The organism is Clostridia bacterium, from assembly GCA_036654455.1.
GTDB lineage: Bacteria > Bacillota > Clostridia > Christensenellales > CAG-314 > JAVVRZ01.
The window spans coordinates 13,619-39,762 of record JAVVRZ010000002.1 but is presented as its reverse complement, the minus strand read 5'-3'; the positions used below and the strand labels follow the sequence as shown (position 1 = coordinate 39,762).

General features: G+C 38.0%; 24 protein-coding genes and 1 riboswitch. Of the genes, 16 read left to right on the top strand and 8 right to left on the bottom strand.

From position 1 onward, the window contains the following. Window positions 1–23 precede the first annotated feature (23 nt). The 4 genes from tmk (at window position 24) to RR062_02340 (ending at window position 2,724) form a co-directional block, all read left to right on the top strand. Window positions 24–644 carry a dTMP kinase gene (gene tmk / locus RR062_02355; GenBank protein MEG2026554.1) on the top strand — a complete coding sequence of 207 codons (621 nt, stop codon included), beginning with the start codon at window positions 24–26 and terminating at the stop codon, window positions 642–644. Window positions 645–646: 2 nt separating this feature from the next. Continuing rightward, complete coding sequence (locus tag RR062_02350) at window positions 647–1,609, top strand: hypothetical protein (protein MEG2026553.1); 963 nt, start codon at window positions 647–649, stop codon at window positions 1,607–1,609. Beyond that, window positions 1,597–2,466: a stage 0 sporulation family protein gene (locus RR062_02345; GenBank protein MEG2026552.1), complete on the top strand. Its 870-nt coding sequence runs from the start codon at window positions 1,597–1,599 to the stop codon at window positions 2,464–2,466. The genes RR062_02350 and RR062_02345 overlap by 13 nt, the downstream gene beginning before the upstream one ends. A gap of 84 nt (window positions 2,467–2,550) precedes the next feature. Then, the gene (locus tag RR062_02340) at window positions 2,551–2,724 is read left to right on the top strand and encodes a 4Fe-4S binding protein (GenBank protein MEG2026551.1); all 174 of its coding nucleotides are present in this window, start codon (window positions 2,551–2,553) and stop codon (window positions 2,722–2,724) included. A 168-nt stretch (window positions 2,725–2,892) separates the two neighbouring features. Here the strand turns inward: RR062_02340 and RR062_02335 are convergent, their stop codons facing one another. The 3 genes from RR062_02335 to RR062_02325 form a co-directional block, all read right to left on the bottom strand. Then, a complete protein-coding gene (locus RR062_02335) occupies window positions 2,893–3,834 on the bottom strand; it encodes a 2-oxo acid dehydrogenase subunit E2 (protein MEG2026550.1) in 942 nt (313 codons plus the stop codon). 46 nt (window positions 3,835–3,880) lie between these two features. Continuing rightward, window positions 3,881–5,059 carry a coenzyme F420-0:L-glutamate ligase gene (locus tag RR062_02330; protein ID MEG2026549.1) on the bottom strand — a complete coding sequence of 393 codons (1,179 nt, stop codon included), beginning with the start codon at window positions 5,057–5,059 and terminating at the stop codon, window positions 3,881–3,883. Window positions 5,060–5,388: 329 nt separating this feature from the next. Continuing rightward, complete coding sequence (locus RR062_02325; protein ID MEG2026548.1) at window positions 5,389–5,601, bottom strand: hypothetical protein; 213 nt, start codon at window positions 5,599–5,601, stop codon at window positions 5,389–5,391. A gap of 192 nt (window positions 5,602–5,793) precedes the next feature. On the opposite strand from RR062_02325, the gene RR062_02320 reads away from it, so the two are divergent. The 7 genes from RR062_02320 (at window position 5,794) to RR062_02290 (ending at window position 14,987) form a co-directional block, all read left to right on the top strand. Next, a complete protein-coding gene (locus tag RR062_02320; GenBank protein ID MEG2026547.1) occupies window positions 5,794–6,411 on the top strand; it encodes a hypothetical protein in 618 nt (205 codons plus the stop codon). Between the two features lie 30 nt (window positions 6,412–6,441). Beyond that, window positions 6,442–7,221, top strand: a complete 780-nt coding sequence (locus RR062_02315) for a type III pantothenate kinase (GenBank protein ID MEG2026546.1) — start codon at window positions 6,442–6,444, stop codon at window positions 7,219–7,221. After that, window positions 7,209–9,173 carry an excinuclease ABC subunit UvrB gene (uvrB, locus tag RR062_02310; protein MEG2026545.1) on the top strand — a complete coding sequence of 655 codons (1,965 nt, stop codon included), beginning with the start codon at window positions 7,209–7,211 and terminating at the stop codon, window positions 9,171–9,173. The genes RR062_02315 and uvrB overlap by 13 nt, the downstream gene beginning before the upstream one ends. Next, on the top strand, window positions 9,170–11,995 hold the full coding sequence (uvrA, locus tag RR062_02305) for an excinuclease ABC subunit UvrA (GenBank protein ID MEG2026544.1): 2,826 nt from the start codon (window positions 9,170–9,172) through the stop codon (window positions 11,993–11,995). The genes uvrB and uvrA overlap by 4 nt, the downstream gene beginning before the upstream one ends. 172 nt (window positions 11,996–12,167) lie before the next feature. Then, window positions 12,168–12,265, top strand: a riboswitch (THF riboswitch). Between the two features lie 71 nt (window positions 12,266–12,336). Then, the gene (locus tag RR062_02300) at window positions 12,337–12,915 is read left to right on the top strand and encodes a folate family ECF transporter S component (protein MEG2026543.1); all 579 of its coding nucleotides are present in this window, start codon (window positions 12,337–12,339) and stop codon (window positions 12,913–12,915) included. A gap of 204 nt (window positions 12,916–13,119) precedes the next feature. After that, window positions 13,120–13,842, top strand: a complete 723-nt coding sequence (locus tag RR062_02295) for an NAD-dependent protein deacylase (protein MEG2026542.1) — start codon at window positions 13,120–13,122, stop codon at window positions 13,840–13,842. Between the two features lie 110 nt (window positions 13,843–13,952). Continuing rightward, entirely contained in the window at window positions 13,953–14,987 is a 1,035-nt protein-coding gene (locus RR062_02290; GenBank protein MEG2026541.1) for a glycerophosphodiester phosphodiesterase family protein, read from the top strand. 100 nt (window positions 14,988–15,087) lie between these two features. On the opposite strand, the gene RR062_02285 is transcribed toward RR062_02290, so the two are convergent. The 3 genes from RR062_02285 to serS form a co-directional block, all read right to left on the bottom strand. Beyond that, on the bottom strand, window positions 15,088–15,465 hold the full coding sequence (locus RR062_02285; GenBank protein ID MEG2026540.1) for a DUF4363 family protein: 378 nt from the start codon (window positions 15,463–15,465) through the stop codon (window positions 15,088–15,090). Beyond that, window positions 15,458–16,075 carry a DUF421 domain-containing protein gene (locus tag RR062_02280; GenBank protein ID MEG2026539.1) on the bottom strand — a complete coding sequence of 206 codons (618 nt, stop codon included), beginning with the start codon at window positions 16,073–16,075 and terminating at the stop codon, window positions 15,458–15,460. Before RR062_02280 ends, RR062_02285 begins: the two co-directional genes overlap by 8 nt. A 300-nt stretch (window positions 16,076–16,375) precedes the next feature. Continuing rightward, window positions 16,376–17,644 carry a serine--tRNA ligase gene (gene serS, locus RR062_02275; protein ID MEG2026538.1) on the bottom strand — a complete coding sequence of 423 codons (1,269 nt, stop codon included), beginning with the start codon at window positions 17,642–17,644 and terminating at the stop codon, window positions 16,376–16,378. A gap of 176 nt (window positions 17,645–17,820) precedes the next feature. Between serS and cysS the strand changes: the two genes are divergently transcribed. The 5 genes from cysS (at window position 17,821) to RR062_02250 (ending at window position 21,355) form a co-directional block, all read left to right on the top strand. Continuing rightward, window positions 17,821–19,206, top strand: a complete 1,386-nt coding sequence (cysS, locus tag RR062_02270; GenBank protein MEG2026537.1) for a cysteine--tRNA ligase — start codon at window positions 17,821–17,823, stop codon at window positions 19,204–19,206. A 97-nt stretch (window positions 19,207–19,303) separates the two neighbouring features. Then, window positions 19,304–19,552 (top strand): hypothetical protein, encoded by a 249-nt coding sequence (locus RR062_02265; GenBank protein ID MEG2026536.1) that lies wholly within the window; start codon window positions 19,304–19,306, stop codon window positions 19,550–19,552. After that, the gene (locus tag RR062_02260; GenBank protein MEG2026535.1) at window positions 19,553–19,888 is read left to right on the top strand and encodes a spore cortex biosynthesis protein YabQ; all 336 of its coding nucleotides are present in this window, start codon (window positions 19,553–19,555) and stop codon (window positions 19,886–19,888) included. Continuing rightward, window positions 19,869–20,153 (top strand): hypothetical protein, encoded by a 285-nt coding sequence (locus RR062_02255; protein MEG2026534.1) that lies wholly within the window; start codon window positions 19,869–19,871, stop codon window positions 20,151–20,153. Before RR062_02260 ends, RR062_02255 begins: the two co-directional genes overlap by 20 nt. A gap of 83 nt (window positions 20,154–20,236) precedes the next feature. Beyond that, window positions 20,237–21,355: a hypothetical protein gene (locus tag RR062_02250; protein ID MEG2026533.1), complete on the top strand. Its 1,119-nt coding sequence runs from the start codon at window positions 20,237–20,239 to the stop codon at window positions 21,353–21,355. A 194-nt stretch (window positions 21,356–21,549) separates the two neighbouring features. Here the strand turns inward: RR062_02250 and RR062_02245 are convergent, their stop codons facing one another. Both RR062_02245 and nifJ read right to left on the bottom strand, forming a co-directional pair. Next, complete coding sequence (locus RR062_02245) at window positions 21,550–22,443, bottom strand: hypothetical protein (protein ID MEG2026532.1); 894 nt, start codon at window positions 22,441–22,443, stop codon at window positions 21,550–21,552. A gap of 167 nt (window positions 22,444–22,610) precedes the next feature. After that, on the bottom strand, window positions 22,611–26,114 hold the full coding sequence (gene nifJ / locus RR062_02240; GenBank protein MEG2026531.1) for a pyruvate:ferredoxin (flavodoxin) oxidoreductase: 3,504 nt from the start codon (window positions 26,112–26,114) through the stop codon (window positions 22,611–22,613). Between the last annotated feature and the right edge of the window lie 30 nt (window positions 26,115–26,144).

Sequence of the window (26,144 nt, the reverse complement as noted above, 5' to 3'; positions counted from 1 at the left end):
TATCAAGTAGAAAGGAAAATATAATGAATAAATTTATCACGATAGAAGGTTGCGAAGGCGTAGGCAAAACTATGCAAACCAAAATGCTTAAACAATATTGCGAGCAAAACAATTTAAATATCTTGTTTACACGTGAGCCGGGCGGTTCAAGGGTCGCAGAGAAAATTCGCCAAATTATACTTGACGCAAATAACGCCGAGATTTGCGATTTGTGCGAGGCTTTTCTCTACGCTTCGTCACGAGCCCAACATCTTAATGAAATAATCGTTCCTGCCCTAAATCAAGGCAAAACTGTAATTTGCGATAGGTTTGTAGATAGCTCCTACGCTTATCAAGGCATAGCACGAGGACTAGGACTAGAAAAAGTTCGTCTTTTAAATAGCATAGCCATAGGCGAATATATGCCTCAATACACAATCTTTCTTGACCTTGCTCCCGAACTTGCCTTCGCAAGAAAAGGCGGAGTTGACAAAAGAGATAGGATAGAGGTGCAAAACGCTGAGTTTCACAAAAAAGTATATTCGGCTTACCACGAATTGATTAGACAAGAACCGTCTAGGTTTATAGTAATCAACGCTTCTGGCACAAGAGAAGAAACGCAAGAAAAAATTAAATACGCTCTAAAAGTTAGAGGAATCTTATAAATATGGATTTAACTAGACTTCTACTTGCAAATAAACCAATTAAGACAATCAAACAGGCTTTTGCCAGCAACAAAGCAAGTCACGCCTATATAATAGAGGGCGAAGCTAGTATGGTTGAAAAAAGCTTGACTCTGCTAAGTTGTTTTGCCTTATGCGACAATTTTGGTTGCTTGTCGTGCGTAAACTGTCTTAACGCCCTTAAAGGACTTCACGTAGATTGTTCAAGTTATCCAAACGAAAAAGATAGAATAAACGTCGCAAATATTGAAGAACTTGTAGATTTGTCAGTGGTAAAGCCCAAAATAAGCAAAAATAGAGTTTTTCTAGTCAATGCTTGCAAAATGTCTTTTGCCGATAATTGGCAAGGCAAAATTTTAAAAACCTTAGAAGAACCAAATAGCAACGTTTATATTTTTATCGGCGTAACTAATTTAGGCGAGCTTAACGACACTGTAAAAAGTAGGTGTTATTGCGTTACGCTTGAAAAAACTCCGCCTAAACAAATTGCCGACTATTTTGTCGCAAATGGTTTTGAACTTAAACCATCTCAAATTGCAAGTGTGCTATGCGTGGGCAATCTTTACCGAGCCGAGCAAATTTTGCTTAGTAACGACTCTCAAATGTGCGATATTGTCTTCGATATGTTTATAAATATGACTTCGTCGGGTTACGCAATTAAATATGTGTCAAAACTTGCAAAATACGAGCAAAAATGTAAAGAATTGTTTTTGCTTATGCAAACAATTCTACTAAATAGCGTAAAATTAAATGGCGAGCTAGAATTATCTAGTTATATAGACGAGCTTAAACTTGTAGCTAACAATTACTCAAAAGAAAGCGTGTATAGAATAATCGAATATATTGATACTGCCAAACGAAATATAGATAGAGGCGTGTCCTATGACGCTACGCTTGACAACTTAATACTCAAAATTTTGGAGGTAAAACACAAATGCCAGATATAGTAGGCGTAAGATTTAAAAGCGCGTGCAAAGTTTATTACTTTTCACCCGAAGGCATAGAATTTAATGTAGGCGATAACGTTATTGTCGAAACAATTAGAGGCATAGAATTTGGTTTTGTAGCTATTGCTAATAAAGAAGTTGCCGACGACGAGATTAAAGGGCAACTCAAACCAATTATTAGAAAAGCTACCGAAAAAGATTTAGCCCACCAGCAAGATAATCTTGCAAAAAGAGAGCGAGCTATGCAACTTGCCCAAGAAAAAATTGACAAGCACAAGCTCGGTATGAACTTAACCGGTTGCGAATACACCTTTGACGACGCTAAAATTATTCTTTATTACACCGCCGACGGTAGGGTAGATTTTAGGGAGCTTGTCAAAGATTTAGCTAGCGTATTTCATATAAGGGTTGAACTTAGACAAATAGGCAAGCGTGACGAGTGTAAACAAGTAGGCGGACTTGGCCCTTGCGGTCGTCCTTGTTGTTGCGCTACTCATTTAACTGACTTTGACGATAAAGTAAGTATTCACATGGCAAAAACGCAAGGCTTATCTTTAAATCCCGGTAAAATTAGCGGTTTATGCGGTCTTTTAATGTGTTGTTTAAGATTTGAGAATGACCATTACGAAGAAACAAGCCGTTTTATGCCGGCAATAAATAGCATTATTACTACTCCGCAAGGCAAGGCAAGAGTGGTTTCTGTCGACCTACTTAGACGTAAAGTCAAGGCGGAGATTACTTCGGGCGACCAAAGCGAATACCACGATTATGACCTAGAAGAAATTAAAGCTTCTAAGGTGATAGCCGAAGCTATCGACGACAGCGTAGAACCCGACTTAAAGAATATTATTGACTAAAAAGTTTGTTTGTCTTGGTTAATAATTTGACAGTACTATCAATAGGTGTTAGAATATAGTTACTTAGTAGAGGAGGTATTTACTATGGCTCACAAAATTACAGATGCTTGCATAGCTTGTGGTTCTTGTCAATCTGTTTGTCCTACCGAGGCTATTTACGAAGGCGACGGCAAATTTGAGATTAACCCTGACCTGTGCGTTGACTGCGGTACTTGCGCAGCTCAATGTCCTGTTGGCGCAATAAAAGAAGCTGAATAACAGCTAGACGCCTTTGCCTGTGGTTTTCCACAGGCTTTTTAATAGGCTTAGAGTTAAACGCTTTAACTCTATTAAACAAATTTTAAAGATAAAATTACCTCTTACTTTTTGGGTAAGAGGTAATTTTTTTAAAAATTATTAGTTTAATATTTTGTTACTGATTTAGGTTTATTTCTTAATCTGTTTTTTTGATTGCTTTGCTTGCTGTTTAAGTTTAATTGCTTGGTCGATTGCTTTTTGTTTAGCTTGTCTAGCTATTTCGGCGTCAACTTTTTGGTCGTGATACTCGGTTTCAAGATTTTCCGGAAATAACATATTGCGTTTAAGTACTTGGAAAGAACCGCCCGAATAGTGTCCGTCGCATATTCTTTCGTCACAAGAAAAACCTAATTTTATTATTTTTTTGGGTACTACTTGATTTAATTCGTTTACAACCGGTTCCATTTTCTCTTTGCCCATAGCTACAAATAGTCCGGTCGTGCCGAAGTCGTAACAATGGTGAAAGATTGTGCTCATTTTAATTGATTTAAGGTTTGTAATAAAAAAACTTGTGTGGAAGGGCGATATATCTAAGAATTTTTTGGGCATACAGTTATTTTTATCGGTAATGCGCAAGAAATTTACTACCATTTTGGATAGCCAAATAGGTAGTCCGCCTACGGTGCGAGCTGTTTTTGTCGTACTACTGACGCTAGTTTGATTGAGATTAGAGTCAATTAAATGGTCAAGCGTATTTTTAATTTCTTGTATTGTTTCGTGTCCGCAGAAGGTGTGCTTGATGGTAATTTCTTCGGCGTCGTCCCTAAGTACTTGCTTAATTGTAAAGCAAACGGTAACGCCGTAACGTTCGTAAAGTCTAGCGTTCATTACAAAACGGTTGAAATGAGGGCGAATAGCAAGCGTACGCACTAACGAAGCAATTATTATGTGCATATAAGAATATTTTTCGCCGGTTTCTTCACGCTTTTTTGCTATAAATTTGTCCATACCTTCGCAAGGAATGTCAATCATAGAGTAATTTGTAGCGTCGTACCTGCGAGGCATTATACTCATAATTAAAGAAAATGTTGGGTCTACGGTTTTAATTCTAAAAGCTTCTCTTCTTTTCATATTTTTCTCCTTATAGCATATTACGATAGAACTTGTAAATTAATTTTTATTTATCCGCATAGTTGTTGAAGTAATTTTTAATAAGTATTATGGGCGTACCCTTGTCACCGCTACCGCTAGTTAAATCGGCTAAACTTGCAAGCAAATCGATATACCTACGAGGTGTCGTACCCTGTGTATTAAAGGCGTCGTTTTCTTTACTCTTATTCTTAATAATATCTTGCATGCGTTCAACTGCTTCTTGCCCCGAATAATCTTTAAGCGTAGTGTCGGCAAGATACTTTAATTTTAGCTCGTTAGGGTTACCGCAAAGGTTACTTGTGTATGCAGGGCTAGTTACTGGGTCTGCTAATTCCCAAATACCGCCGACAGGGTCTTTAAAAGCTCCGTCGCCGTAAACCATTACTTGAATATTTTTGTTTGTTGCAGTTTTAAGCGAACTAGCTAGTTGGTCGACAAATAATTGCGCGTTGTTAGGAAAAAGTTTTATGCTTGTTTGGGTTGCAAGATTACTGCCAAGCAAGCCAAATTGACTGTTAAATCCGCTACCGTCTACGCTAGAAGTCAATATTTCGTCAAGACAAATAACCTTAGCGCCCAAGCTTTGCAAGCGCTTTTTGGTGTGTTGCCGAGAGTGAATTTCGGCTACTATAATAGTGTTTGTATATTTAAGCAAGTTATCGCTACGGTTGCTAAGAATAATTTCGCAATTAGGGCAAATCGACTTATAATACTCTAAATAGTCGACTTTGGTAAAAGGGTGGCAAGGTTTGCCGAAAGTATCTACGAATTGTTCGTAGGTAAAACTATCAAAATAAGGGTTGACGTTAGAATTTACAAGAACTTCTTGCGAATTTGCAAACAAAGGATTGCCGACTTCGTCGCAAGGATAGGTGAGCTGAATAATAACTTTTTGACACGCTTTTGAAATTGCTTTAAGAATTAGAGAAAAACGATTTCTTGAAAGTATGGGGTTAAGTAGTCCTACGACTCCGCCGTTGGTTTTGCTAGCTATATCGCTTGCAATTTGGTCGATTGTTGCGTAGTTGTTTTGCGAACGAGCGACTACCGCTTCGGTTACGGCGACTATGTCGTTATCAAGTAAGGGCAAGGCGAGTTCTTGCTCGGCTTGCAGTACGCTACTTGTTACTATCTTTACTAAATCGTCGCCACGCTTGATTATTGGCGCTTTAACGCCTATGCTAATTGTCCCGACTGTTTTCATTTGTTGGTAGCTCCTTATTTAGATGACTTACATAAATTGTATTATTATTAAGCAAAAATGTCAAACGTCTTGCGATAAAAGTGCGATTATCACTAATAATTTAACGCTTATGTCGTTTATAATATAGTTATTTTGAAAGATAAACTAGACAAATTACGTTGAAATAAATTAAAAATTATTGTTTTAGTAAGGTAAAAAGTAAACCCATAATTAATATCATATTAAAAAGCATAGACTGCCATAAAGACAGTCTATCTTTTAATGGTTTTTAAGTACTATGTACTTCTTTGGTAAATTTTAAACTGCTTGGGGCAATACTTTAAAAAGTATTAGCAGTCTTTTTGACCTAGGCGAATTCCGCCACAGCACCACAATAAGCCAAGTAATAGAATTAGACAGCAGGGATTTACGTTGATTGAAAAGTTCTTAATCTTGCCACCACAACAGCAACAGAATATGATTATAAGAATAATCCAGTTGCAACCGCCACAACCGCCACGTCCGCCACCGTGCTCGTCTTGTGAAAAAAATTCTCCGAACATACATAACCTCCAATAAAGATTGACATAGGAATGTCTAATTTACTCTATGGTTTGGGGTTAAATTTTGTTACAAATTTTAAGCTTTATGGTATAATGTAAGCGAACCGTATTTAACTAACGGTATCTTAAAGTTTGACTGTTTGAGTAAATAAACAGTATGCGGTATATTTCAAGCCGTAATTTAAGGAAAAAATGAAAAATAAAACTTACTACATTGCGCTTTATGGCATTATGTTTGCGGCAATCTTTGTGGCAATGATGTTAGATAGGCTAATTAGTTTGGCTTTGCCAATTTCAACCGCAGCTTGTGTTTTACTCATTACATTTAGTTTTTGTTTCATTAAGAATGACTGGCTAATAGGTTTCTTTTCGGGTTTGTTCTTTGGCGTTGCAAGCTTAATCAAAGGAATAATTTTTAACGCAGTCGCCGTTCCAATCTATTTTGCCCCTTTACTTTACATTGTCCCTAGATTATTCGTAGGCATAGGCGCATTTGCAGTTTACAAGTTGTTTTTAATTATTTTAAAAGATGTCAATAATCAAACTGTCAAACAAGTTATTTCTTTGGTGCTTGGCACGTTAATAGGTTTATGTATTAACACAGTTTTATATTTGTTGGCTTTAAATGGAATAAAACTCTATATGGGCGAAGAATATACTGCGCTATTTACAACTATAAAAATAGTAATTTTTACCAATATTTTACCCGAATACTTAATTTCACTTATATTTGTTCCTATACTCGTGCTAAGAACAAGGGTAGCTTTGCATCTAGGTATTGAAGGTAGAGTCGCAAAAATAGAAGAATAATACAAGCTAATACTTTTAGGAGAATAACAAATGATACTAACCTTAGACGTAGGCAACACTAATATTAAGTTGGGGCTATTTACGGGAGACGAACTTGTCGGCAGTTGGAAGATAGGCACAGACGTAAGGCGTACTTCGGACGAAACAATAGCTATAATCAAACAACTCTTCCGCAGTAACGATATTGACGAACACAAAATTACAGGGGGAATAATGTCCTCGGTAATACCTCAACTTAACTATTCGCTTTTTCACGCTATCGAATATTATTTTGGTTTTAAATTAATTACTGTTTCGGCAGGCATAAAAACCGGACTTAATATTAAATACGAATCGCCTAAGGAGCTAGGTAGCGACCGAATCGTAAATTGCGTAGCCGCCTTAAAAAAATATGGCGCTCCCTTTATTCTAGTAGATTTTGGTACGGCTACGACTTATAACGCCGTAAACAGCAAGAAGGAATTTGTCGGCGGTTGTATCACGGCGGGAATAAAAACTACGCTTGAAGCTCTATGTTCTCATACGGCTCAGCTTCCAAGGGTAGAACTTGTAGTTACCCCTAACGTAATCGAGAATACAACCAGAAAGGCAATTCAATCGGGTATTATTTACGGCGCAATCGGGCAAACTAAGTTTTTGCTTGAAGAAATTAAGAAAGAATTAAACGCAAAGGACGCTAAAATTATCTTTACCGGCGGACTATCTCAACTTGTAACCGATAAATTTAATTTACACGACTATGTTGACCGTGAATTGTCGCTTGAAGGACTAAATATTTTGTATAAATTAAATACGCCATGCGAGAAATAGAAAAAAGAAATTTCGAATTGCGCTCGGCTTTTTCACCTTGCGGAGACCAACCGCAAGCCATCGAAAAGCTTTCGCAGGGAATAGCCGACGGACTGCGTTATCAGGTTTTAAGGGGCGTAACGGGTAGTGGCAAGACCTTTACCGTAGCTTCGGTAATCGCTAAGGCAAACCGTCCAGCTCTTGTTATATGCCATAACAAGACCCTTGCTGCGCAGTTATGCAACGAGTTAAGAGAGTTTTTCCCCAATAACAGAGTTGAATTTTTTGTTTCATACTACGACTACTATATGCCCGAGTCGTATATGCCTAACAAGGACTTATATATCGAAAAAGAAGTTGATATAAACGACGAAATAGATATGCTTAGACACTCCGCTACTTGTAGCCTAGCCGAACGCACAGATACTATCGTAGTAGCTAGCGTTTCTTGTATTTATGGTCTAGGCGCTCCCGAACAATACTACAAGTCGGCTCTGTCGCTTAGACCTAGCCAAGAATTTAATCGTGAAGATATGATTAAACGGCTTATCGAACTTGCGTATATGCGCAACGACTACGAATTTGCACGTGGCGTTTTTAGAGTAAGGGGAGATATCATTGAAGTTTTTCCTAGTTCGTCTATGGATAAGTCGATAAGAATTGAGTTTTTTGGCGATATAATTGAGAGAATTAGTCAATGCAATGCCGTAAGCGGAGCAAAACTTGCCGAATTAAATCACGTTGCAATTTTTCCCGCTACTCATTATACCGTGAGCGACAAACAAGAGGCTATCGCTCAAATAAGAGCTGACCTAGCAATCGAGGTAGAAGAACTTAAACAGCAAGGCAAGCTTATGGAAGCAACTAGGCTTGTTCAACGCACAAATTACGACTTAGAAATGCTCAACGAACTCAATACTTGTAGCGGTATTGAGAATTATTCTCGTTATTTTGACGGAAGAAAAGCAGGTCAGCCGTCATACACCTTAATAGATTATTTCGGCGACGACTTTATTACCATAGTCGACGAGAGCCATATCACCCTACCTCAAATTAGAGGTATGTATAATGGCGACCGAGCAAGAAAAGAAAATCTTGTAGGCTATGGTTTTAGAATGAAGAGCGCTTACGACAATAGACCGCTTACCTATGACGAATTCGACAAGAGAATAGGACAAGTTATCTATATGTCGGCAACTCCTAACGAATACGAGCTAAGCCGAGCCGACCAATTAGTCGAACAAATTATACGTCCAACCGGGCTAATCGACCCCCCGATTGAAGTCGTCAAGACACAAGGGCAAATCGACCACCTAATTGCAAATATTAAAAAGGTTGTCGCCGACAAAGGTCGTGTTCTTGTAACTACGCTTACTAAAAAAATGGCTGAGTCGCTTAGCAAATACTTAGGCGAACGGGGAATAGCCGTCAAATATATGCACAGTGAAATAGACACGTTGGAACGCATACAAATACTTAGCGGATTAAAAAATGGCGACTTTGACTGTCTTGTGGGCATAAATTTGCTTAGAGAAGGGCTAGACTTGCCACAAGTCGAGCTAGTAGCTATTTTAGACGCCGACAAAGAAGGTTTTTTGCGTAGCGAAAGCGCTTTAATACAAACTATCGGTAGGTCGGCAAGAAATGTAAAAGGTCACGTTATTATGTACGCCGACAATATCACCGGCAGTATGCGTAGAGCTATCGACGAGACAAATCGCAGAAGGGCAATTCAAAAAGATTATAATACTAAATATGGCATAACTCCAAAAACTATTGTGCATAATGTAGAGAATACTATAAGTATTAGAAAAGTCGACATTAATTTGACCCCGATTGATATTAAACTAGAAATCGAGCGAGTTCAAGCGGCTATGCGTTTATCGGCAGGACAGCTTGACTTTGAAAGAGCCATAATATTGAGAGAACAATTATCAAAATTACAAAAAAGGTTAGAGAAAAAGACTAAATGAAAGATATAATTATCAAAAATGCAAGAGAAAATAATTTAAAAGGCATAGACGTAGTTATTCCTCGTGAAAAATTAGTAGTATTTAGCGGTATTTCAGGTAGCGGAAAGTCTAGCCTTGCTTTTGATACAATTTTTGCCGAAGGACAGCGTCGGTATGTCGAGAGTTTGTCAGCATACGCTAGGCAATTTTTAGGGCAAATGAACAAGCCCGACGTAGAATATATCGAGGGTTTGTCGCCCTCAATCTCAATAGACCAGAAGACAACTAATAACAATCCACGCAGTACCGTTGGTACGGTAACCGAGATATACGACTATCTAAGATTGCTTTATGCAAGGATAGGCACTTCTTATTGCTACAAATGCGGTAGAGAAATTGTAAAACAAAGCGTTGACAGTATTTGCGACAAAATAATTAGTAACCCCGAAAATAGTAAACTTCAAATTTTAGCTCCCGTAGTCCGGGCAAGAAAAGGCGAATTTAACAAACTTTTCGACCAATTTAGAAAGGCAGGTTTTGCAAGGGTAAAAGTCGACGGAATTTTAACCAATCTTGACCAAACAATAGACCTAGAAAAGAATACTCGTCACACTATAAGCGTGATTGTGGATAGGTTGATTAATAAGCCCGACATAGTCAAACGCTTGACCGATAGCTTAGAGATTGCCTTAAAACTTGCCGACGGGCTAGTCGTATGCGATTGCGAAGGCGTAGAAACCTTATATTCTTCTAAATATACTTGTCCCGATTGCGAAGACGTAAGCATAGAAGAGCTTGAACCTAGAATGTTTTCCTTCAACTCTCCTTTTGGCGCTTGTCCTAATTGTACGGGGTTAGGCGTTCTTGCCGAATTTGACCTAGATTTAGTCATACCCGACCGCAGTTTAACGCTCAACAACGGCGCAATTAAGCTTATTGGGTTTAGTATGGACGGCGGAACGTGGATGCACAACTATCTTAATTCGCTTGCCGAAAAATTTGAGTTTTCTTGCGATACTCCGCTTGATAAGTTACCCAAAGACAAACTTGACATTATTCTTTATGGCAGTAGTCAACCTTTTGCCGTATACACAAAAAACGGCGATTACGCCTATAAAGCTAGCCGTTGGGAAGGGTTGCTGCCTATGCTTAAACGTAGATATACCGAAACTACAAGTGACTTTGCCAAACAGGAATATGAAAAATATATGGTTCAAACGCCTTGTCCAGTCTGTCAAGGCAAACGACTTAAAAAACAAGTTCTATCTATCCTTGTAGGCGGAAAGAATATTTATGACTTGTGTCAACTAAGCATAGTGGATACGTTAAACTTTTTTAACAACCTCGAACTTGACCAAACTAAGAGCGTTATTGCTAAAATGGTGCTTAAAGAAATTAAAACCAGATTAAAGTTTTTAATCGATGTCGGGTTAGGCTATCTTACGCTTGCTCGTAGTTCGGGCAGTCTTTCGGGCGGAGAAGCGCAAAGAATTAGACTTGCAACCCAAATAGGTAGCGGTCTAGTGGGCGTGCTTTATATATTAGACGAACCTTCGATAGGTCTACATCAACGTGATAATCGCAAACTTATTGACGCTCTTTGCAAGCTTAGAGATTTAGGCAATACTTTAATTGTGGTAGAACACGACGAAGAAACAATTATGTCGGCAGACTATGTCATAGATATTGGCGTAGGCGCAGGCGTTCACGGCGGAGAGGTCGTTGCGGTAGGTACTCCGCAACAAATTATGGCTTGCCCGCAAAGCGTTACCGGTCAATATTTATCGGGTAAATTAAAAATTGACATTCCTTCTCAAAGAAGACAACCCAAGGGCTACTTAACTATTGTTGGCGCTACCAAAAATAATCTTGCAAATATCGACGTAAATATTCCTCTTGGTTGTTTTGTAGCAATTACCGGCGTTTCGGGTAGCGGTAAGAGTAGCTTAATCAACCAAACATTAATGCCGTATTTGTCGCACAAATTAAACAGAGCTAGGGCTGTTTCGGTCGAGTGCAAAGAGATTAAGGGTTGCGAACAACTTGACAAAATAATTAACATTGACCAGTCGCCAATAGGGCGTACTCCTAGGTCAAACCCTGCGACTTATACAAGTTTATTTACTCAAATTAGAGAGTTATTTGCGCAAACCCCCTCTGCAAAAGAGCGAGGCTATAAGGCTGGACGGTTTTCCTTTAACGTTCCCGGCGGTCGCTGTGAGAATTGCTCGGGCGACGGTATAAAAAAGATTGAGATGAACTTTCTTGCCGACGTTTTTGTACCCTGCGAAGTGTGCAAGGGGAAGCGATACAACCGAGAAACGCTCGAAGTTAGATACAAGGGCAAAAATATCTATGAAGTTCTTGATTTAACCGTAGACGAGGCGTTAGAATTTTTTGACGCTATTTTCTCGATTAGAAATAAACTAAATACTCTTAGCCAAGTTGGGTTAGGCTATATTAAGCTAGGGCAATCGGCGACTACTCTTTCGGGCGGAGAAGCGCAAAGGGTTAAATTAGCAAGCGAATTAGCTCGCAGAAGCACAGGAAAAACGCTATATTTGCTTGACGAACCTACAACCGGACTGCATAGCGCCGACGTTAACAAATTAATTTACATCTTAACCAAGCTTGTCGAGGGCGGTAACACCGTAATTGTAATCGAACACAACCTAGATATGATTAAAGTCGCCGATTACTGTATTGATTTAGGGCCAGAGGGTGGCAACGAGGGCGGTAGAATAATTGCCGTCGGCACGCCCGAACAACTTAGCCTGCAACCAAATAGTTATACCGGTCAATATTTAAAGAAATTATTTGACAAAGATATAAATAATCAGTAATTTATTAAATTTTTGTTTAATAAGTTGCGTTTACTTTAAATAGTTTTTATATCGAATATTTGTTGACAGCTAATAAGACTTAGTAGAACTTACTAAGTCTTTTTTAAGGGCGAAAGACTCAAATATTTGCGACAAATATTGTATTTTTTTGCAAGCTGTGCTATAATAAATATGCAAAGTAGATACAGTGCGTTAAGTGTGCTATGAATGGGAAGTCGTCTAGCAACGAAAAGAGCCAAGCTCTTGCGGTACTGTATTGCGTCCGTTGCGATAATAAACGCATACTTTAAGTATTGCGTAAGTATTTCTACGGTCTTCCTTTGCATAAAGGGGGATTTTTTATGTTAACGGCTAAAAAGCTGAGTATCACGGCTATATTTGTGGCTCTTGACGTGCTTGCAAATATTTTTTCTATTCCTATTATGGGTAGCAATTACATTTCTTTTACATATTTAGTGTGTTTTGCCGCCGCTTTTTATTTAGGGCTTACCCCTGCTTTAATCGTAGGGGCGTTAGGCGACCTTATAGGCTGTTTAATTGTGCCAAAAGGGGCGTTTAACCCAGTTATTTTTATGTCCAGCGTGTTAATTGCGGTTATTCCCGCCTTAATATTTAAGATTAAAGGCGTAAATAAGTATGTTAAGTTAGTAATAGCTCTTGTTATTTGCACAGTCTTAGTTACGGCATTTTTAAATACCTATGCGTTATGGTTGATGTATAGCAAAGGCAAGACTTTCTTTGTCTATTTGTGGGCAAGACTTCCTTTTCAATTACTTAACACCGCTGTAAACGGGCTACTAATGTTTATACTTATGCGAATAGGAATAATTGATAAATTGATACAAAAATATGAAATAAATGCAAAAGTGGGCGACTCAAACGTAGTAGTTGAAGATACAAACGAAAAATTAGATAATTAAAATGCAGTAGTTGAGAATGCTAATCAAGCCTTAAACTTATGCGTAACGACAAAACTATTGACAATCAAGCCGAGCACGCAAACAAAATAACTGAAAAAAGTAGCGAAACCGACAACACAGAAATTTAGAAAATAATTAATATTATCGCAACTTTACGTTTAGGTCAAATTAAGTTAATTATTTAATAAATCAAGGAGCGAGAAGTTGACAAAGCAAGAAATTTTAAAAAGCTGGTTAGACGCTAGCTCGAATATCGTATTTTTTGGAGGGGCAGGCGTTTCAACCGAGAGCGGAATACCCGACTTTCGTTCGACGGACGGTCTTTATTCGCAACAATACAAGTATCCGCCCGAGCAAATTTTATCCCACGACTTTTTTGTAAATAATACCGCTGAGTTTTATAATTTTTACAAACAAAAAATGATTAATTTAACTGCTCAACCTAATTACGCACATAGATATCTTGCAAAGCTTGAACAAAAAAATAAACTTAAAGCCGTAGTAACTCAAAATATTGACGGATTGCATCAAATGGCTGGTAGCAAAAACGTTTTCGAATTGCACGGGTCGGTACATCGCAATTATTGTGAAAACTGTGGTAAGCTGTTTAGCGTAGATAGAATTGTAAATAGCGATAGAATTCCTCATTGCGAATGTGGCGGAGTAATCAAGCCCGACGTTGTGCTTTATGAGGAAAGTCTTGACGAACAAACAATTCTTGGCGCTGTTTCGGCTATAAAGAAATGCGAAATGCTTATTGTCGGCGGAACATCGCTAACTGTTTATCCGGCATCTAGTCTAATCAATTATTACAAGGGTAGTAAATTAGTACTTATCAACAAGTCAATTACCCCTTATGATCAACAAGCCGATTTATGTATAAATGAGTCAATAGGGCGGTTATTTGAAGAAATAGACGATATTTAACAGCAAAATTAAACATTTTTAATAAATTTTAATATTTTTCGTCAATCGTATATTGACTTAACTAAAAATAATTGTTAATATTAGCTAGAATACAGCAGGAGGACACAATTATGACTTTAAAACTTAAAAGGTGGCATAAAGCGTTAATTATTATTAGCGTAATAATTCTTGTTTGGGGGACAATCGCAATCTTTCCACGTAGCAAAGTTAAGAATAATCCGCTTATTGTTAACGACAGTTTGCCTTTATTGATTGCCCATCGAGGCGGTAGATGCGAATTCCCCGAGAATACGCTTGAAGCCTATTACAACGCATACAGCATTAACCCTAACGTTATGTTAGAAACCGACGTTTCAATCACTAGCGACGGCGTACTTGTAATGTGTCACGATTTAGCGCTTGACCGCACAACTAATATAACAGGGCTTGTATCCAACTACACCTATGATTATTTGCTTAAAAACGTAGACTTCAATTATTCTAACCCAATGATTTCAAGCGACTTAGGCTATGATGTTTACGACCAATCAAAGCCAAGGGAACAATACATAAGTTCTCACCCAAATTTTGACGGTAAGACCGTTAAACCTAGCGACGTTACCTATCCGTCGGGCGTTTCGGCAAGACACGAGAGCAAATTCCTTGTAACTACCCTCGAAGAAGTTTTAATCGCCTTTCCCAACAATTTAATTAGCGTTGAGATTAAGCAAGACGGACAATTAGGGGCGCTTGCTCTAAAAGAAACAATCAACCTATTAGAAAAATATAATTCATTTGACCGAGTTAGTCTAGGTTCTTTTAACAGCGACATATATAAATTGCTTAAAGAATACAAAAAGCAGTATAAAAATTTGATTTTTAGTCCCGAATATATGGGGGCGGCAGGTTTGCTTATTACAAGTTGGTTTTTGGTAGATTTATTCTATTTTGAGCCGATTACTTGTCTACAAGTGCCAATGGATATGAGCGGAATACAAATAGCCACACGCAACTTTGTAGCTACTGCGCACAGACATAACATTGCCGTACAATTCTGGACAATCAACAAGGTCGAAGATATGCGTAGATTAATTGATTTAAAGGTCGACGGTATTATGACAGATTACCCTAGTAGATTGCAAGAAGTTTACAATAGTCAAAAGTAATTTATATTTAGACTTATAAACCACAATATTTAAAATTAATTAGACTTATCAAATTTAGTTTGATAAGTCTAATTTTTAAAACAAGTAATAGAAATGGTATTTATATTACGTGTTGAATATCCGGCACTGCAAGGTTAGGGATATATTCGGCAAGCATAGCTATTATACTTAGTTGATTATATGCGTTTTTATAGTCTTTAAGTTCGACAAAAGCTGTGCAGTCGGTTATTCTAAGATTCAATTCGTAAGTGTCTATATGAGGTAAGAATAGCTCGCTTAGCTCTCTTAGTTTTATCCATTGTTTTTTCATATCAATTACGTTTTCATTTGTAATTGTCTTGTCGAAGGCTTTTTGCTTATAAACTTCTACTTGTTTTTCAAATTTTTTGTATTCTTTGCCGACAAGTACAAATTCTAGCACTCCGCCCGTTATTACCACTACAAGTAGAATTAAGGCTATTATTAGACTTTTATTCATTAATCAACTTCTCCTTGTAGTCTAGGGCTATAAAAGGTTTGTATTTGATGTGTATGATAACCCTATTTTTTTGGTCGGCTGTAAGCAACAAGATGTTTTTCATTTTTAGTTTTTTGCTTTTTATTATGCTTGTAATTTTGTCTTTATCTACCTTGTATCTACGCATATCGTCGTCGTCCCATTTGCCGTCAAGAATTATAGGTATAGGTAGAGTTTTAGGCTCTTTTGAAGTATCTTTGTTTGGTACAACCGAGAGTTGACCATTTGTTTCCATTAAACCGTAGTCAATTTCTTCAACGCTGAAATATCCTGCCGAGCGTATTGCTTGCAATAAGTCGTTGACCTGCATATTTAGTTGTTTAAGCGAATTTGCGCATATACCTTGCTTGTCAATTACCATTACGGGTTTGCCCGAAAGGATAGATTGAAGTCGCATATTTTTCGATAGCAAAAGTATGAGTTGATGTATAAAGAACATCGTAAGTATAGCTACTATGCCATAGCTAATTGGAATGTTGCGGTCTGCCATAGGTATGCAGGCAAGTTCGGCAATAATAAGCGTGATTACAAGTTCGAAAGGCTCCATCGAGCCTATTTGCCGTTTGCCCATAAGGCGTATTACTAGCAATAAAATAAAGAACAATATACCTGTTCGTAAAAATATTATAAGCATACTATTAGTTTTTAATTTAATTAAAAAAATATACTTATTAGTTTAGATAAAAAGTATATATAAAAATAAATATTTAAGTTAAAAGTCAAAAAAAAGAAACATCGTAGCGAAGATGTTTCTTTGGTAAGGTTTAATTATTAATTTTGTTAGAGATGGCTAAAAATATTTGTTAAGTATAACTATTTGTCAAAATTGTTAATTATTTTGTAAATATAGCAAGTTAAATAAATTTTGGCATTATTTTATTATATCAAAACCTGTATATTTACGCAAAACTTCGGGTACTGTAATGCTTCCGTCGGCATTTTGGCATTGTTCGACAATAGCGGGTATTAATCTACTTGTAGCTAGACCGCTACCGTTTAAGGTGTGCACAAATTTAATTTTGCCCGAACTATCCTTGTATCTAGTGTTATTGCGTCTAGCTTGATAGTCGTTACTATTTGATACGCTACTTACTTCTTTATAAATATTCATACTTGGTAGCCATATTTCTATGTCGTAAGTGCGAGCCATAGAGGCTGAAATATCCGCTCCTGCAAGTTTGCTTATTCTAAAATGTAGACCTAGCTTAGTAACTATGCGTTCGGCTTTGGCTACGAGCAGTTCAAACGCCTTTGCGCTTTGTTCGGGGGTAGCTATGCTTACCATTTCTACCTTATTAAATTGATGTCCTCGTATCATACCACGTTCTTCTTGACGATAGCTACCGGCTTCCTTGCGATAACACGGGGTATAAGCAAACATCTTAATCGGTAGGTCGCTTTCTTTTAAAATTTCTCCGCTATACATATTTACAAGCGCAGTTTCGGCCGTGGGCAACATAAATTGTTTTTGAGCGCCGTCGCCGTCTATCCAATAAACTTCGTCGGCAAATTTGGGAAATTGCCCTGCGCCATAACCGCATTTATAGCTTAGCATGTGCGGAGGAAGAATAAACTCGAAGTTATCCGCAAGATGTTCTTCCACAAAAAAGTTGAGTAGCGCCCATTCGAGAATTGCGCCCTTATTGCGATATATCCAATAACCATTACCGCCTAGTTTTACCCCTCTTTCGTAGTCGATTAAGTTATGGCTTACGCATAAATCTACGTGATTTTTAAATTTAAAGTTAAAGTTTGGCTTTTCGCCGATAATTTTTATAACTTGATTCTGTTCCTTATCGCCTGCTATAATGTCGTCGTCGGGCATATTTGGTAGCACTGCCATTGCAGAATTAAGTTCGTCTTGTACTGCGGTTAAGGTTAAGTCAAGTTGCTTGATAGTTTCGGCAAGTTTGCCCATAGCGATAATTTTGTCGCTTGCGTCAAGCTTTGAGCGTTTGAGCTGAGCAATCTCGGCTGTTACGCTATTTCGCTCGGCTTTTTTTGCCTCAACGTCGGCGATAATGCTACGGCGTTTAGCGTCTAACTCGATTATTGTATCTAAGTCGTAAGCCCCGCCTCTTTTTGCTAGGCGAGCTTCTACCAACTGTTTGTTCTCTACTATTAATTTAATGTCTAACATAATAATATCCTCTTTATTTAGTTAGTTGTAGTTTAGCACAAAAGCTACGATTTTACAAATAATTACAGGCAAAATATGTGTCAGGCTTACAATAAAAATATACTTTAAGTTTAACTTTGTTGACTTAAACAATAAAAAATAGTAAAATTATATCAATAAGTTAAGAGGTAGCGAAAATGATTAGATTTTATAACACTTTATCACGAACCAAAGAGGAATTTGTTCCTATTAAAGAAGAAGTCGGCATATATTCTTGCGGTCCAACCGTTTATAAATACGCTCACGCCGGCAATATGCGTGCTTATGTTTTTGTCGACACTCTTGTTAGAACACTTAAATACTTTGGCTACAAGGTAAAAAGCGTTATGAACATTACCGACGTAGGGCATTTGCTTTCTGACGCCGATACAGGCGAAGACAAAATGGCTAAGTCGGCAAAAGAAGAACATAAATCTCCGTTAGAAATTGCTAAATTTTACACAAACGCTTTCTTTAAAGATTTTGACAGTCTTAACAATTTGCGTCCCGTTGTAGTGCCACACGCTACTGATAATATCAAAGAAATGATAGCCATAGTCGTCGACCTACTCTCTAACGGATACGCTTACGAAACCGAAGACGGCATATATTTTGACATATCTAAGTTTGCAGGCTACGGCAAGCTGTCGGGCATTAACCTTGACGAACAACTTTCCGGCGCAAGGGTCGAAGTTAATTCAGGCAAGCGTCACCCTGCCGATTTTGCGCTTTGGAAGAAAGCTACGCCAAATCATATTATGCAATGGGACAGCCCGTGGGGCAAGGGTTTTCCGGGTTGGCACATTGAGTGTACGGCTATGAGCAAGAAGTATTTAGGCGAAGTTTTTGATATTCATACCGGCGGAGTCGACCATATTCCAATTCACCACGAAAATGAAATTGCGCAAAGCGAGTGCTGGTTAGGTAAGAAAACGGTAAATTACTGGCTTCATAACGAATGGATGTTATTTGAAGGCGGTAAAATGAGCAAATCTTTAAACAACGGCTACACCGTTACCGACTTTACAAATATGGGCTATTCGGCAATGGCATTTAGATATTTTTGCTTAAACACGCATTATAGACAAAAATTAAACTTTTCTTTCGAGGCTTTAACTGCCTCGCAAACAGCTTACGACAGATTAATAGCTACGCTTTATGCGCATAAACAAGCTAGTCAAACAACTGGCAAAGAAGTAATTGACAAATATTTGCTTGCTTACGAAGAAGCTATAAGCGACGATTTAAATATTCCTATGGCGCTAGGAATAATGTATAAGGCAATTAAAGAGCCTAAGAGCAAAGATATATTCGATTTAATTGTAAAAATGGACACAGTATTTGGCCTTAACCTTGCAAAAGCAGAACCTAAACAAGAAGAGCTAACCTTGCCCGAAGAAGTTATTGATTTATTGTCGCAACGCAAACTTGCAAGACAAAATAAAGATTTTGCAAGCGCTGACAAGCTTAGAGATAAGTTATTGGAATTAGGCTACGTAGTAAAGGACACTTTAAGCGGACAAGTTGTCGATAAGGTCAAATAGACTAAATTACCAAAAAATTAAATTATAATTAGTTAAGGGCAATTCTTTTAATAATATCTAATCTGCATTAATATATTATTAATGCGGAGGAATAATAATGAGCGAGAATTACCTAAGCGTAACTAATCAAGACGCCACAATAAAAGGCGTCACTAACGTCGAAAGTATTTTTGACAAAGAAGCCATTATTTCTAGGCAAGAAGGGCAAATCTCTTTTAAAGGCGAGGGAATAAGCATTAGTAAACTTGAACTTGAACAAGGTTTGTGCGTCATAAGTTATAGTGCGCTTCACTCCATAAATTTTGGCAAAGTTAAGAAGAAATTCTCTTTTTCTTTATTTAAATAGATGGACGTAACGCTATCCCAACCATTTATTTTTGCCGTATTTACTCTTGTGGGAATTGCGCTAGGGCTGTTTTATACAGTTACGCACCGTAGTAGTAACAAGGTATTTGTGGTAATTGCCGATGTTTTGTATGGCGTAACTAGTCTAATAGCTGTTTTTTATCTTAATTTAGCTATTAATTGCGGTAAATTCAGTCTTTATTGCTTTTTTGCCTTAGGACTGGGACTTTTTATTTATTGCAAAACTTGTCTTACCTCTATTGACAAAGTCTTAAAGTGGTTGTATAATAAGGCAACAAACTTTAAGGAAAAGGGTAATGACAATATTTCAAAATAAAAAAATATTATTAGCCGGTTGCCTAGCCATACTCGTAGTGGTAGTGCTTTGCTTTGTGTTGACGACTTTGCTTGTGCAAAAGTTTACTTTTGAAAACAAAATTAAGGAACTTGTAAAGCAAATTAAGGATAACGAATTTCTTATCGATAAATATCGTAACGACATCGAGTACCGCAAAACTACCGACTACATAATAGAACAAGCCAAAAAGTTAGGGTTACTTACTCAGGAAGAAATTGCTTGGGTAAACGATAAATTAAATTAATTAGCAACCGAAACAACAACGGTTGCTTTTTTTGAGGTATATTCTTGACACGACTACCAAATAAATTTATATACAAGATGTGTATGAGGTTTTGGTCAAAACCTATTTGCGACAAACTTGACGCTACATTTGACACAACTTGTTTAGAGGGGTTGACACCGCCTTTACTAATACTTGCTAACCACGCTAGCGAAAAAGACGTTCACCTAGTAAGTAGAGCCTTAAAGGCGTATACTTGTAACTTTATAGTCGCCGAAAATTTTCTGGCTCGCCATAGACATATTTTAAATGCCGTAGGGGCGCTTACTAAACGGCAGTTTACGCCTAATATTAAGCTGGTAAAACAAATTAAGAGTCTATGCGACAAATCTGCGGTAGTTACGCTTTATCCCGAAGGGCGTCTAAGTTGCGATGGCAGGACAAGCCATATTCCTATGTCGATTGCAAAACTTGTAAAGTTTTTAGGCGTTACAACGGTAGCTATCAAGTGTCAGGGCGGTTATCTTCATTATAATAAGTGGTGTAAAATTAATAGAACAAGCAAAATTAAGTGCGAGGCTAATATTATTGCATACGCAGAAGAACTTAGCAATTTAGATATAGACGTAATCTACGATAAAATAATCAATTCGCTTAGTTATGACGAATACAAATATCAACAAGAAAATAAAATAAAAGTCGATAGACCCGCTTACAATATTCACACCGTACTTTACAAATGCTTAAATTGCGGTAGCGAATTTAATATGACTAGCGACGACAATTTAATCAAATGCAATTCTTGTGGCAAAATTTACGCTATGGACAGTTACGGAGTAATCTCAAACGGATTAGACCGCCTTAGCTTTACAGAGTGGTACGACAAGCAAAAAGATAGCGTCCGCAGTCAAATTCAGGCGGATAAATATTGTTTCGAAGACGATTGTCTAATTAGTCAAACAATCAACAATAAGTTTGCGTCTAAGGTCAAAGGAAAAGTTAAGCACGATATAAGAGGTTTTACGCTTTTTTTAAACGGCGACGAATTACATTTTAACTCAAATGGTATGTATTCGCTTTCTTATGAACCTAACAACTGCTTTTATTTAAGCAAAGACAATGTCTATAAAATAATTCCAATAAATAAGGCTATGCAAATTACCAAAGTTGCGCTTGCGGTAGAAGAAATATTTGCGTTAAATCAAGCGAATAAAGTAAAATAGCTAGAAGTTATCAGCGATGTTAAATAAATAACGTTTTTTTAAATGTGTCGCTACAACTACTGCGAGCTAAAAGGACAACTTGATAGGCGAGAGTTAGAAATTTATCTAAACAAAAATAGGTTAACGGTTATATTCTATAAATAAAAATAAAAAAAAGCTACGGTAAATTTACCGTAGCTTTCAAATTTAATATTTTAATAAATTACGTCGGCTATATACCAGGTCGTGCCAACATAAACAAGCACAATTTGAGGATTTTTTGTTTTTTGGCTATCTACTATTGTTTTAGTGCCTACTCTAACTCTAATTCTAATTGCTACCGAAAGGGAAACCTTATATTCTTCGCCATATATCTTTGCAAAGTCATTTTTCTCAACATAATCTTTGGTTAGATATACAATATCCTTTAAGTCAACTTTAAGATTAGAACCTTCAACAGCGTTATTAGTAACCCATTCGAGTAGCTTAACTTTAAGCTTGTCACGTTGCTCAACGGGAAGCAAGGGGTTAAATAGAGCGTTAAACGTTGATTCGTATACCGCCTGATTTTTCGGTGGGTTAACTAAGAAGTCTGCAAAAGCTTGTACGGGTAGAGAGATATTAGAATCTCTAAGAAGGTTAGTTTTGTCATAAATTACGCTTCCTATATACCAGTTACCAGCAATTTTCATAAAGATTATTTCAGCTGTCGAACCTGAGAAAATTGAAACGTTTTGTAGCACAAAATTGTAGTTGGCTTTGCAAACTGCCATTGCGGAAACTTTAAAGCCGTACTTTTTTGTTAGCGAGTCCGTCATAGCCTTGTCATAATGGACAAATTCTTTAAGTACAAGGTCAAAAGTAACGCCTTCGCCTATTTTTTCGTTGGGCCAACTGGTCATATCTTCTTTAAGTTTTAAGATTGTTTCTTGGGGAAGTTCGCTATAAATAAATTTATCAAGGTCAGCGTCGGTAAACTCTTGACCTTCGATAAGCGACCTATATTCTTCAACCATAGTCATAAGTTTGTTTTCATTTCCGCAACCGGTCAAAACAAGACTCACTAGGGTTAGTAAAACTAATAGTATAGCTATTCTCTTAATTTTCATTTAATGTCCTCCAACAATGTCATATTAGTAATATTGTTTATTTTGCAAGTAGCATAGTGACACTATAAACCTTTTGGTTGTTTTTGTCAATATCAAAACTAAAATTTTATTAAAAATGATAAAAAAACAGCCTAATAATGTAGATATTAGGCTGTTATGTTACTCAATTACTCTTTGTCGGCGAGTTTAGCGTATTTTGCTACTCTTTCTTTGGCTTCTTTTTCAGATTTTGCAAAAAGAACGTCTGCGACTTCGGGTTTAGTTTTTGTCAGCGAGCTGTAACGTGTTTCTTTCATAATGAAATCACGATAACTTCCCTCAGGGTTAGCTACGCTATCTAGCGAGAAAGGATTCTTACCTTGTTCTATTAATTCTGGATTGTAGTGGTATAGTTGCCAGTAACCGCAATCAACGGCTTTCTTAATTTCGTTCATAGAATTTGACATATCAATACCGTGATTAATGCAAGGCGAGTAAGCGATTATTAAAGACGGACCTTTATAAGCCTCAGCCTCTTTAAGAACGGTAACTAATTGCGCCATATTTGCGCCCATACCTACTTGCGCTACATAAACATAGCCATAACTCATAGCCATCATACCTAAGTCTTTCTTTTTAATGGGCTTTCCGCCTGCCGCAAACTTAGCTACTGCGCCTGTCGGGCTAGATTTGCTTGCTTGTCCGCCGGTATTGCTATAAACTTCGGTATCAAGCACAAGAACGTTTACGTCTTCTCCGCTTGCTAGTACGTGGTCAAGTCCGCCGTAACCAATGTCATAGCCCCAGCCGTCTCCGCCAAATATCCAAACTGACTTTTTAACAAGACAATCTTTATTTTGATAGATTTCTTTGCAAAGTTTGTCGCATTCGCAACCGCAATCTTTACAATCGGTAATAATTTTTAACAATTTTTGACTTGCGACCTTGCTATTAGTAGTGTCGTCTTTTCCGTCAAGCCATTCTTGACAAATATCTGCGCATTCTTTGCAATCGGCTAATTTTTCTTTAAGTTGCTTAACTAGGTCGGCTATGCGGTTACGTCTTTGCATTTGAGCTAGGTTCATACCAAAGCCAAACTCTGCGTTATCTTCAAATAAGCTGTTTGCCCACGCCGGTCCAAAGCCATTAGCCTTAGTTGTATAGGGGCAAGTAGGAGCGCTACCGCCATAAATTGAAGAACAACCCGTAGCGTTTGCTACTAACATTTGTTCGCCAAATAACTGTGTTACTAATTTTACATAGGGAGTTTCACCACAACCTGCGCACGCTCCGCTAAACTCAAATAAAGGTTGCTCAAATTGACTGCCCTTTACTGTAAATTTATTTAACGGGTTAGAAATTTTCTCAACTTTTTGACTGAACTCATAGTTGGCTACTTCGTCTACTTCTTCGGCTGGAACCATAACAAGAGCTTTTTGTTTGCTTGGGCAAATGTTTGCGCAAGAAGAACAACCTGTGCAGTCATAAGGGCTAATTTGCATACGGAATTGAGCGTCTTTTACGCCGTTTGCCTTAACTGTGTCAAATCCGTCGATTAACTTAGTGTCGTTTGCTACTAATACGGGGCGAATTACTGCGTGCGGGCAAACTAGCGAACATTGATTACACTGTATGCAGTTTGCGCTTATCCACTTAGGTAGCATTACGGCTATATTTCTCTTTTCAAATTGAGTCGTGCCGGTAGGGGCTGTTCCGGTAGGGTCAAAGGAACTTACTTTAAGGTTGTTGCCGTCACGGTTTAAGATAGGTTTAACAAAGTCTTGGTAATATTTATTGTCAATATTATCAACTACGACTGCGCCGTCTTTGGTCACAGCCCAACTAGTTGGCACGTTGACTTGGTGGAAACCGTTCATACCTTTTTCGATTGCCGAGAAGTTGCTTTGTATAACTTTTTCGCCTTTCTTGCCATAGGTTTTAATAACGGCTTTTTTCATATAGTCTTCGGCTTGTTCGGCTGGGATAATGTTAGCTAGCTTAAAGAAGGCGGCTTGCATTACCATATTTTGCGATTTTGCCGAACCGCTTGCGATTGCAAGTTCTAGTCCGTTGATGCAGTAAAATTTAAGGTGTTTGTTGGCGATTTGGTTTTTCATATAAGCGGGCAAGCGTTCTTCAAGTTCGCCGTCGCTCCAAGCGCAGTTAAGTAGGAAAATTCCGCCTTCCTTAGCGTCGCTAAGCATATCGTACTTTGTTACGTAGCTAGCGTTGTGACAAGCGATAAATTCGGCTTGGTCGATTAGATACGTCGATTTAATTGGCTTGTTGCCAAAGCGTAGGTGAGAAATTGTTATACCACCGCTCTTTTTACTGTCGTATTCAAAATATCCTTGCGCATAAAGCTCGGTATGGTCGCCTATAATTTTAATACTATTTTTGTTTGCGCCGACTGTGCCATCGCTACCTAGACCGTAGAATTTACATCTTGTTGTGCCGGAAGTAGCAATATCGATAAATTGGTCGATAGGTAGAGACTTATTAGTTACGTCGTCTTCGATACCTACTGAAAAACTGTTGATAGGTTCTTTCTTTTCAAGATTTTTGTAGCAAGCGAGTACCATAGAAGGGGTAAATTCTTTACTGCCTAGACCGTATCTACCGCCAACCACTTCAATATTACGACCGCTCTTTGCAATTGCGGTTACAACGTCTAAATAAAGAGGTTCGCCCTGACTGCCACATTCTTTTGTTCTATCAAGTACACAAATACGTTTGGTAGACTTAGGTAGCGCTTCAATAAATTTTTCGGTTGCAAAGGGACGATATAGTCTTACTTTAAGCACGCCTACGTTTGAACCCGAAGCGTTTAAATATTCTACCGTTTCTTCGCAAGCTTCTGCTCCGCTACCCATTATAACTATAATGTTTTGAGCTTTTTGACTGCCAACGTAGTCGAATAAGTTGTAAGTTCTGCCCGTAAGAGCGCTTACTTTACTCATATATTTTTCAACAATAGATGACGTAACGTCATAATATTTGTTGTGAGCTTCTACGTTTTGGAAATAAATGTCGGGGTTTTGAGCGCTACCTTTTAGCTCGGGGTGCTCGGGGTTTAACGCCCTAGCTCTAAATTCGTCAACATATTTGCGGTCAAGCAAGGCGTCCATTTCTTCGTAGCTAATCTCGTCTACTTTGCTAACTTCGTGACTGGTTCTAAAACCGTCAAAGAAGTGTATAAAAGGTATTCTCGATTCTAGCGTAGCTAAGTGAGCGACAAGGGCTAAATCCATAGCTTCTTGTACGCTGTTACTTGCAAGCAATGCAAAACCCGTTTGCCTGCACGCCATAACGTCTTGATGGTCGCCAAATATTGACAATGCGTGAGTTGCAAGCGCTCTTGCCGAAACGTGCATAACGCAGGGCAGTAATTCGCCTGCAATTTTGTACATATTGGGAATCATAAGTAGCAAGCCTTGGCTTGCCGTAAAGGTGGTTGTCAATGCGCCGGCTGTTAGCGAACCGTGCATAGCGCCTGCTGCGCCTGCTTCGCTTTGCATTTCGGCAATTTTTAATTTTTGACCGAATAAATTTAACCTACCGCTACTTGCCCATTCGTCGGCAACTTCTGCCATAGGCGAAGAAGGCGTAATAGGATAGATAGATGCGCAGTCGGAAAATGCGTAAGCTACGTGCGCCGCAGCAGTATTTCCGTCGATGGTAACTTTTCTCATACTGTTCTCCTTGTATATGTTATTTTGATA

Bases quoted from the DNA above. Each gene is read 5' to 3' on its own strand.
- tmk (MEG2026554.1), top strand. From the start codon at position 24: ATGAATAAATTTATCACGATAGAAGGTTGCGAAGGCGTAGGCAAAACT.
- RR062_02350 (MEG2026553.1), top strand. From the start codon at position 647: ATGGATTTAACTAGACTTCTACTTGCAAATAAACCAATTAAGACAATC.
- RR062_02345 (MEG2026552.1), top strand. From the start codon at position 1,597: ATGCCAGATATAGTAGGCGTAAGATTTAAAAGCGCGTGCAAAGTTTAT.
- RR062_02340 (MEG2026551.1), top strand. From the start codon at position 2,551: ATGGCTCACAAAATTACAGATGCTTGCATAGCTTGTGGTTCTTGTCAA.
- RR062_02335 (MEG2026550.1), bottom strand. From the start codon at position 3,834: ATGAAAAGAAGAGAAGCTTTTAGAATTAAAACCGTAGACCCAACATTT.
- RR062_02330 (MEG2026549.1), bottom strand. From the start codon at position 5,059: ATGAAAACAGTCGGGACAATTAGCATAGGCGTTAAAGCGCCAATAATC.
- RR062_02325 (MEG2026548.1), bottom strand. From the start codon at position 5,601: ATGTTCGGAGAATTTTTTTCACAAGACGAGCACGGTGGCGGACGTGGC.
- RR062_02320 (MEG2026547.1), top strand. From the start codon at position 5,794: ATGAAAAATAAAACTTACTACATTGCGCTTTATGGCATTATGTTTGCG.
- RR062_02315 (MEG2026546.1), top strand. From the start codon at position 6,442: ATGATACTAACCTTAGACGTAGGCAACACTAATATTAAGTTGGGGCTA.
- uvrB (MEG2026545.1), top strand. From the start codon at position 7,209: ATGCGAGAAATAGAAAAAAGAAATTTCGAATTGCGCTCGGCTTTTTCA.
- uvrA (MEG2026544.1), top strand. From the start codon at position 9,170: ATGAAAGATATAATTATCAAAAATGCAAGAGAAAATAATTTAAAAGGC.
- RR062_02300 (MEG2026543.1), top strand. From the start codon at position 12,337: ATGTTAACGGCTAAAAAGCTGAGTATCACGGCTATATTTGTGGCTCTT.
- RR062_02290 (MEG2026541.1), top strand. From the start codon at position 13,953: ATGACTTTAAAACTTAAAAGGTGGCATAAAGCGTTAATTATTATTAGC.
- RR062_02285 (MEG2026540.1), bottom strand. From the start codon at position 15,465: ATGAATAAAAGTCTAATAATAGCCTTAATTCTACTTGTAGTGGTAATA.
- RR062_02280 (MEG2026539.1), bottom strand. From the start codon at position 16,075: ATGGGCAAACGGCAAATAGGCTCGATGGAGCCTTTCGAACTTGTAATC.
- serS (MEG2026538.1), bottom strand. From the start codon at position 17,644: ATGTTAGACATTAAATTAATAGTAGAGAACAAACAGTTGGTAGAAGCT.
- cysS (MEG2026537.1), top strand. From the start codon at position 17,821: ATGATTAGATTTTATAACACTTTATCACGAACCAAAGAGGAATTTGTT.
- RR062_02265 (MEG2026536.1), top strand. From the start codon at position 19,304: ATGAGCGAGAATTACCTAAGCGTAACTAATCAAGACGCCACAATAAAA.
- RR062_02260 (MEG2026535.1), top strand. From the start codon at position 19,553: ATGGACGTAACGCTATCCCAACCATTTATTTTTGCCGTATTTACTCTT.
- RR062_02255 (MEG2026534.1), top strand. From the start codon at position 19,869: ATGACAATATTTCAAAATAAAAAAATATTATTAGCCGGTTGCCTAGCC.
- RR062_02250 (MEG2026533.1), top strand. From the start codon at position 20,237: ATGAGGTTTTGGTCAAAACCTATTTGCGACAAACTTGACGCTACATTT.
- RR062_02245 (MEG2026532.1), bottom strand. From the start codon at position 22,443: ATGAAAATTAAGAGAATAGCTATACTATTAGTTTTACTAACCCTAGTG.
- nifJ (MEG2026531.1), bottom strand. From the start codon at position 26,114: ATGAGAAAAGTTACCATCGACGGAAATACTGCTGCGGCGCACGTAGCT.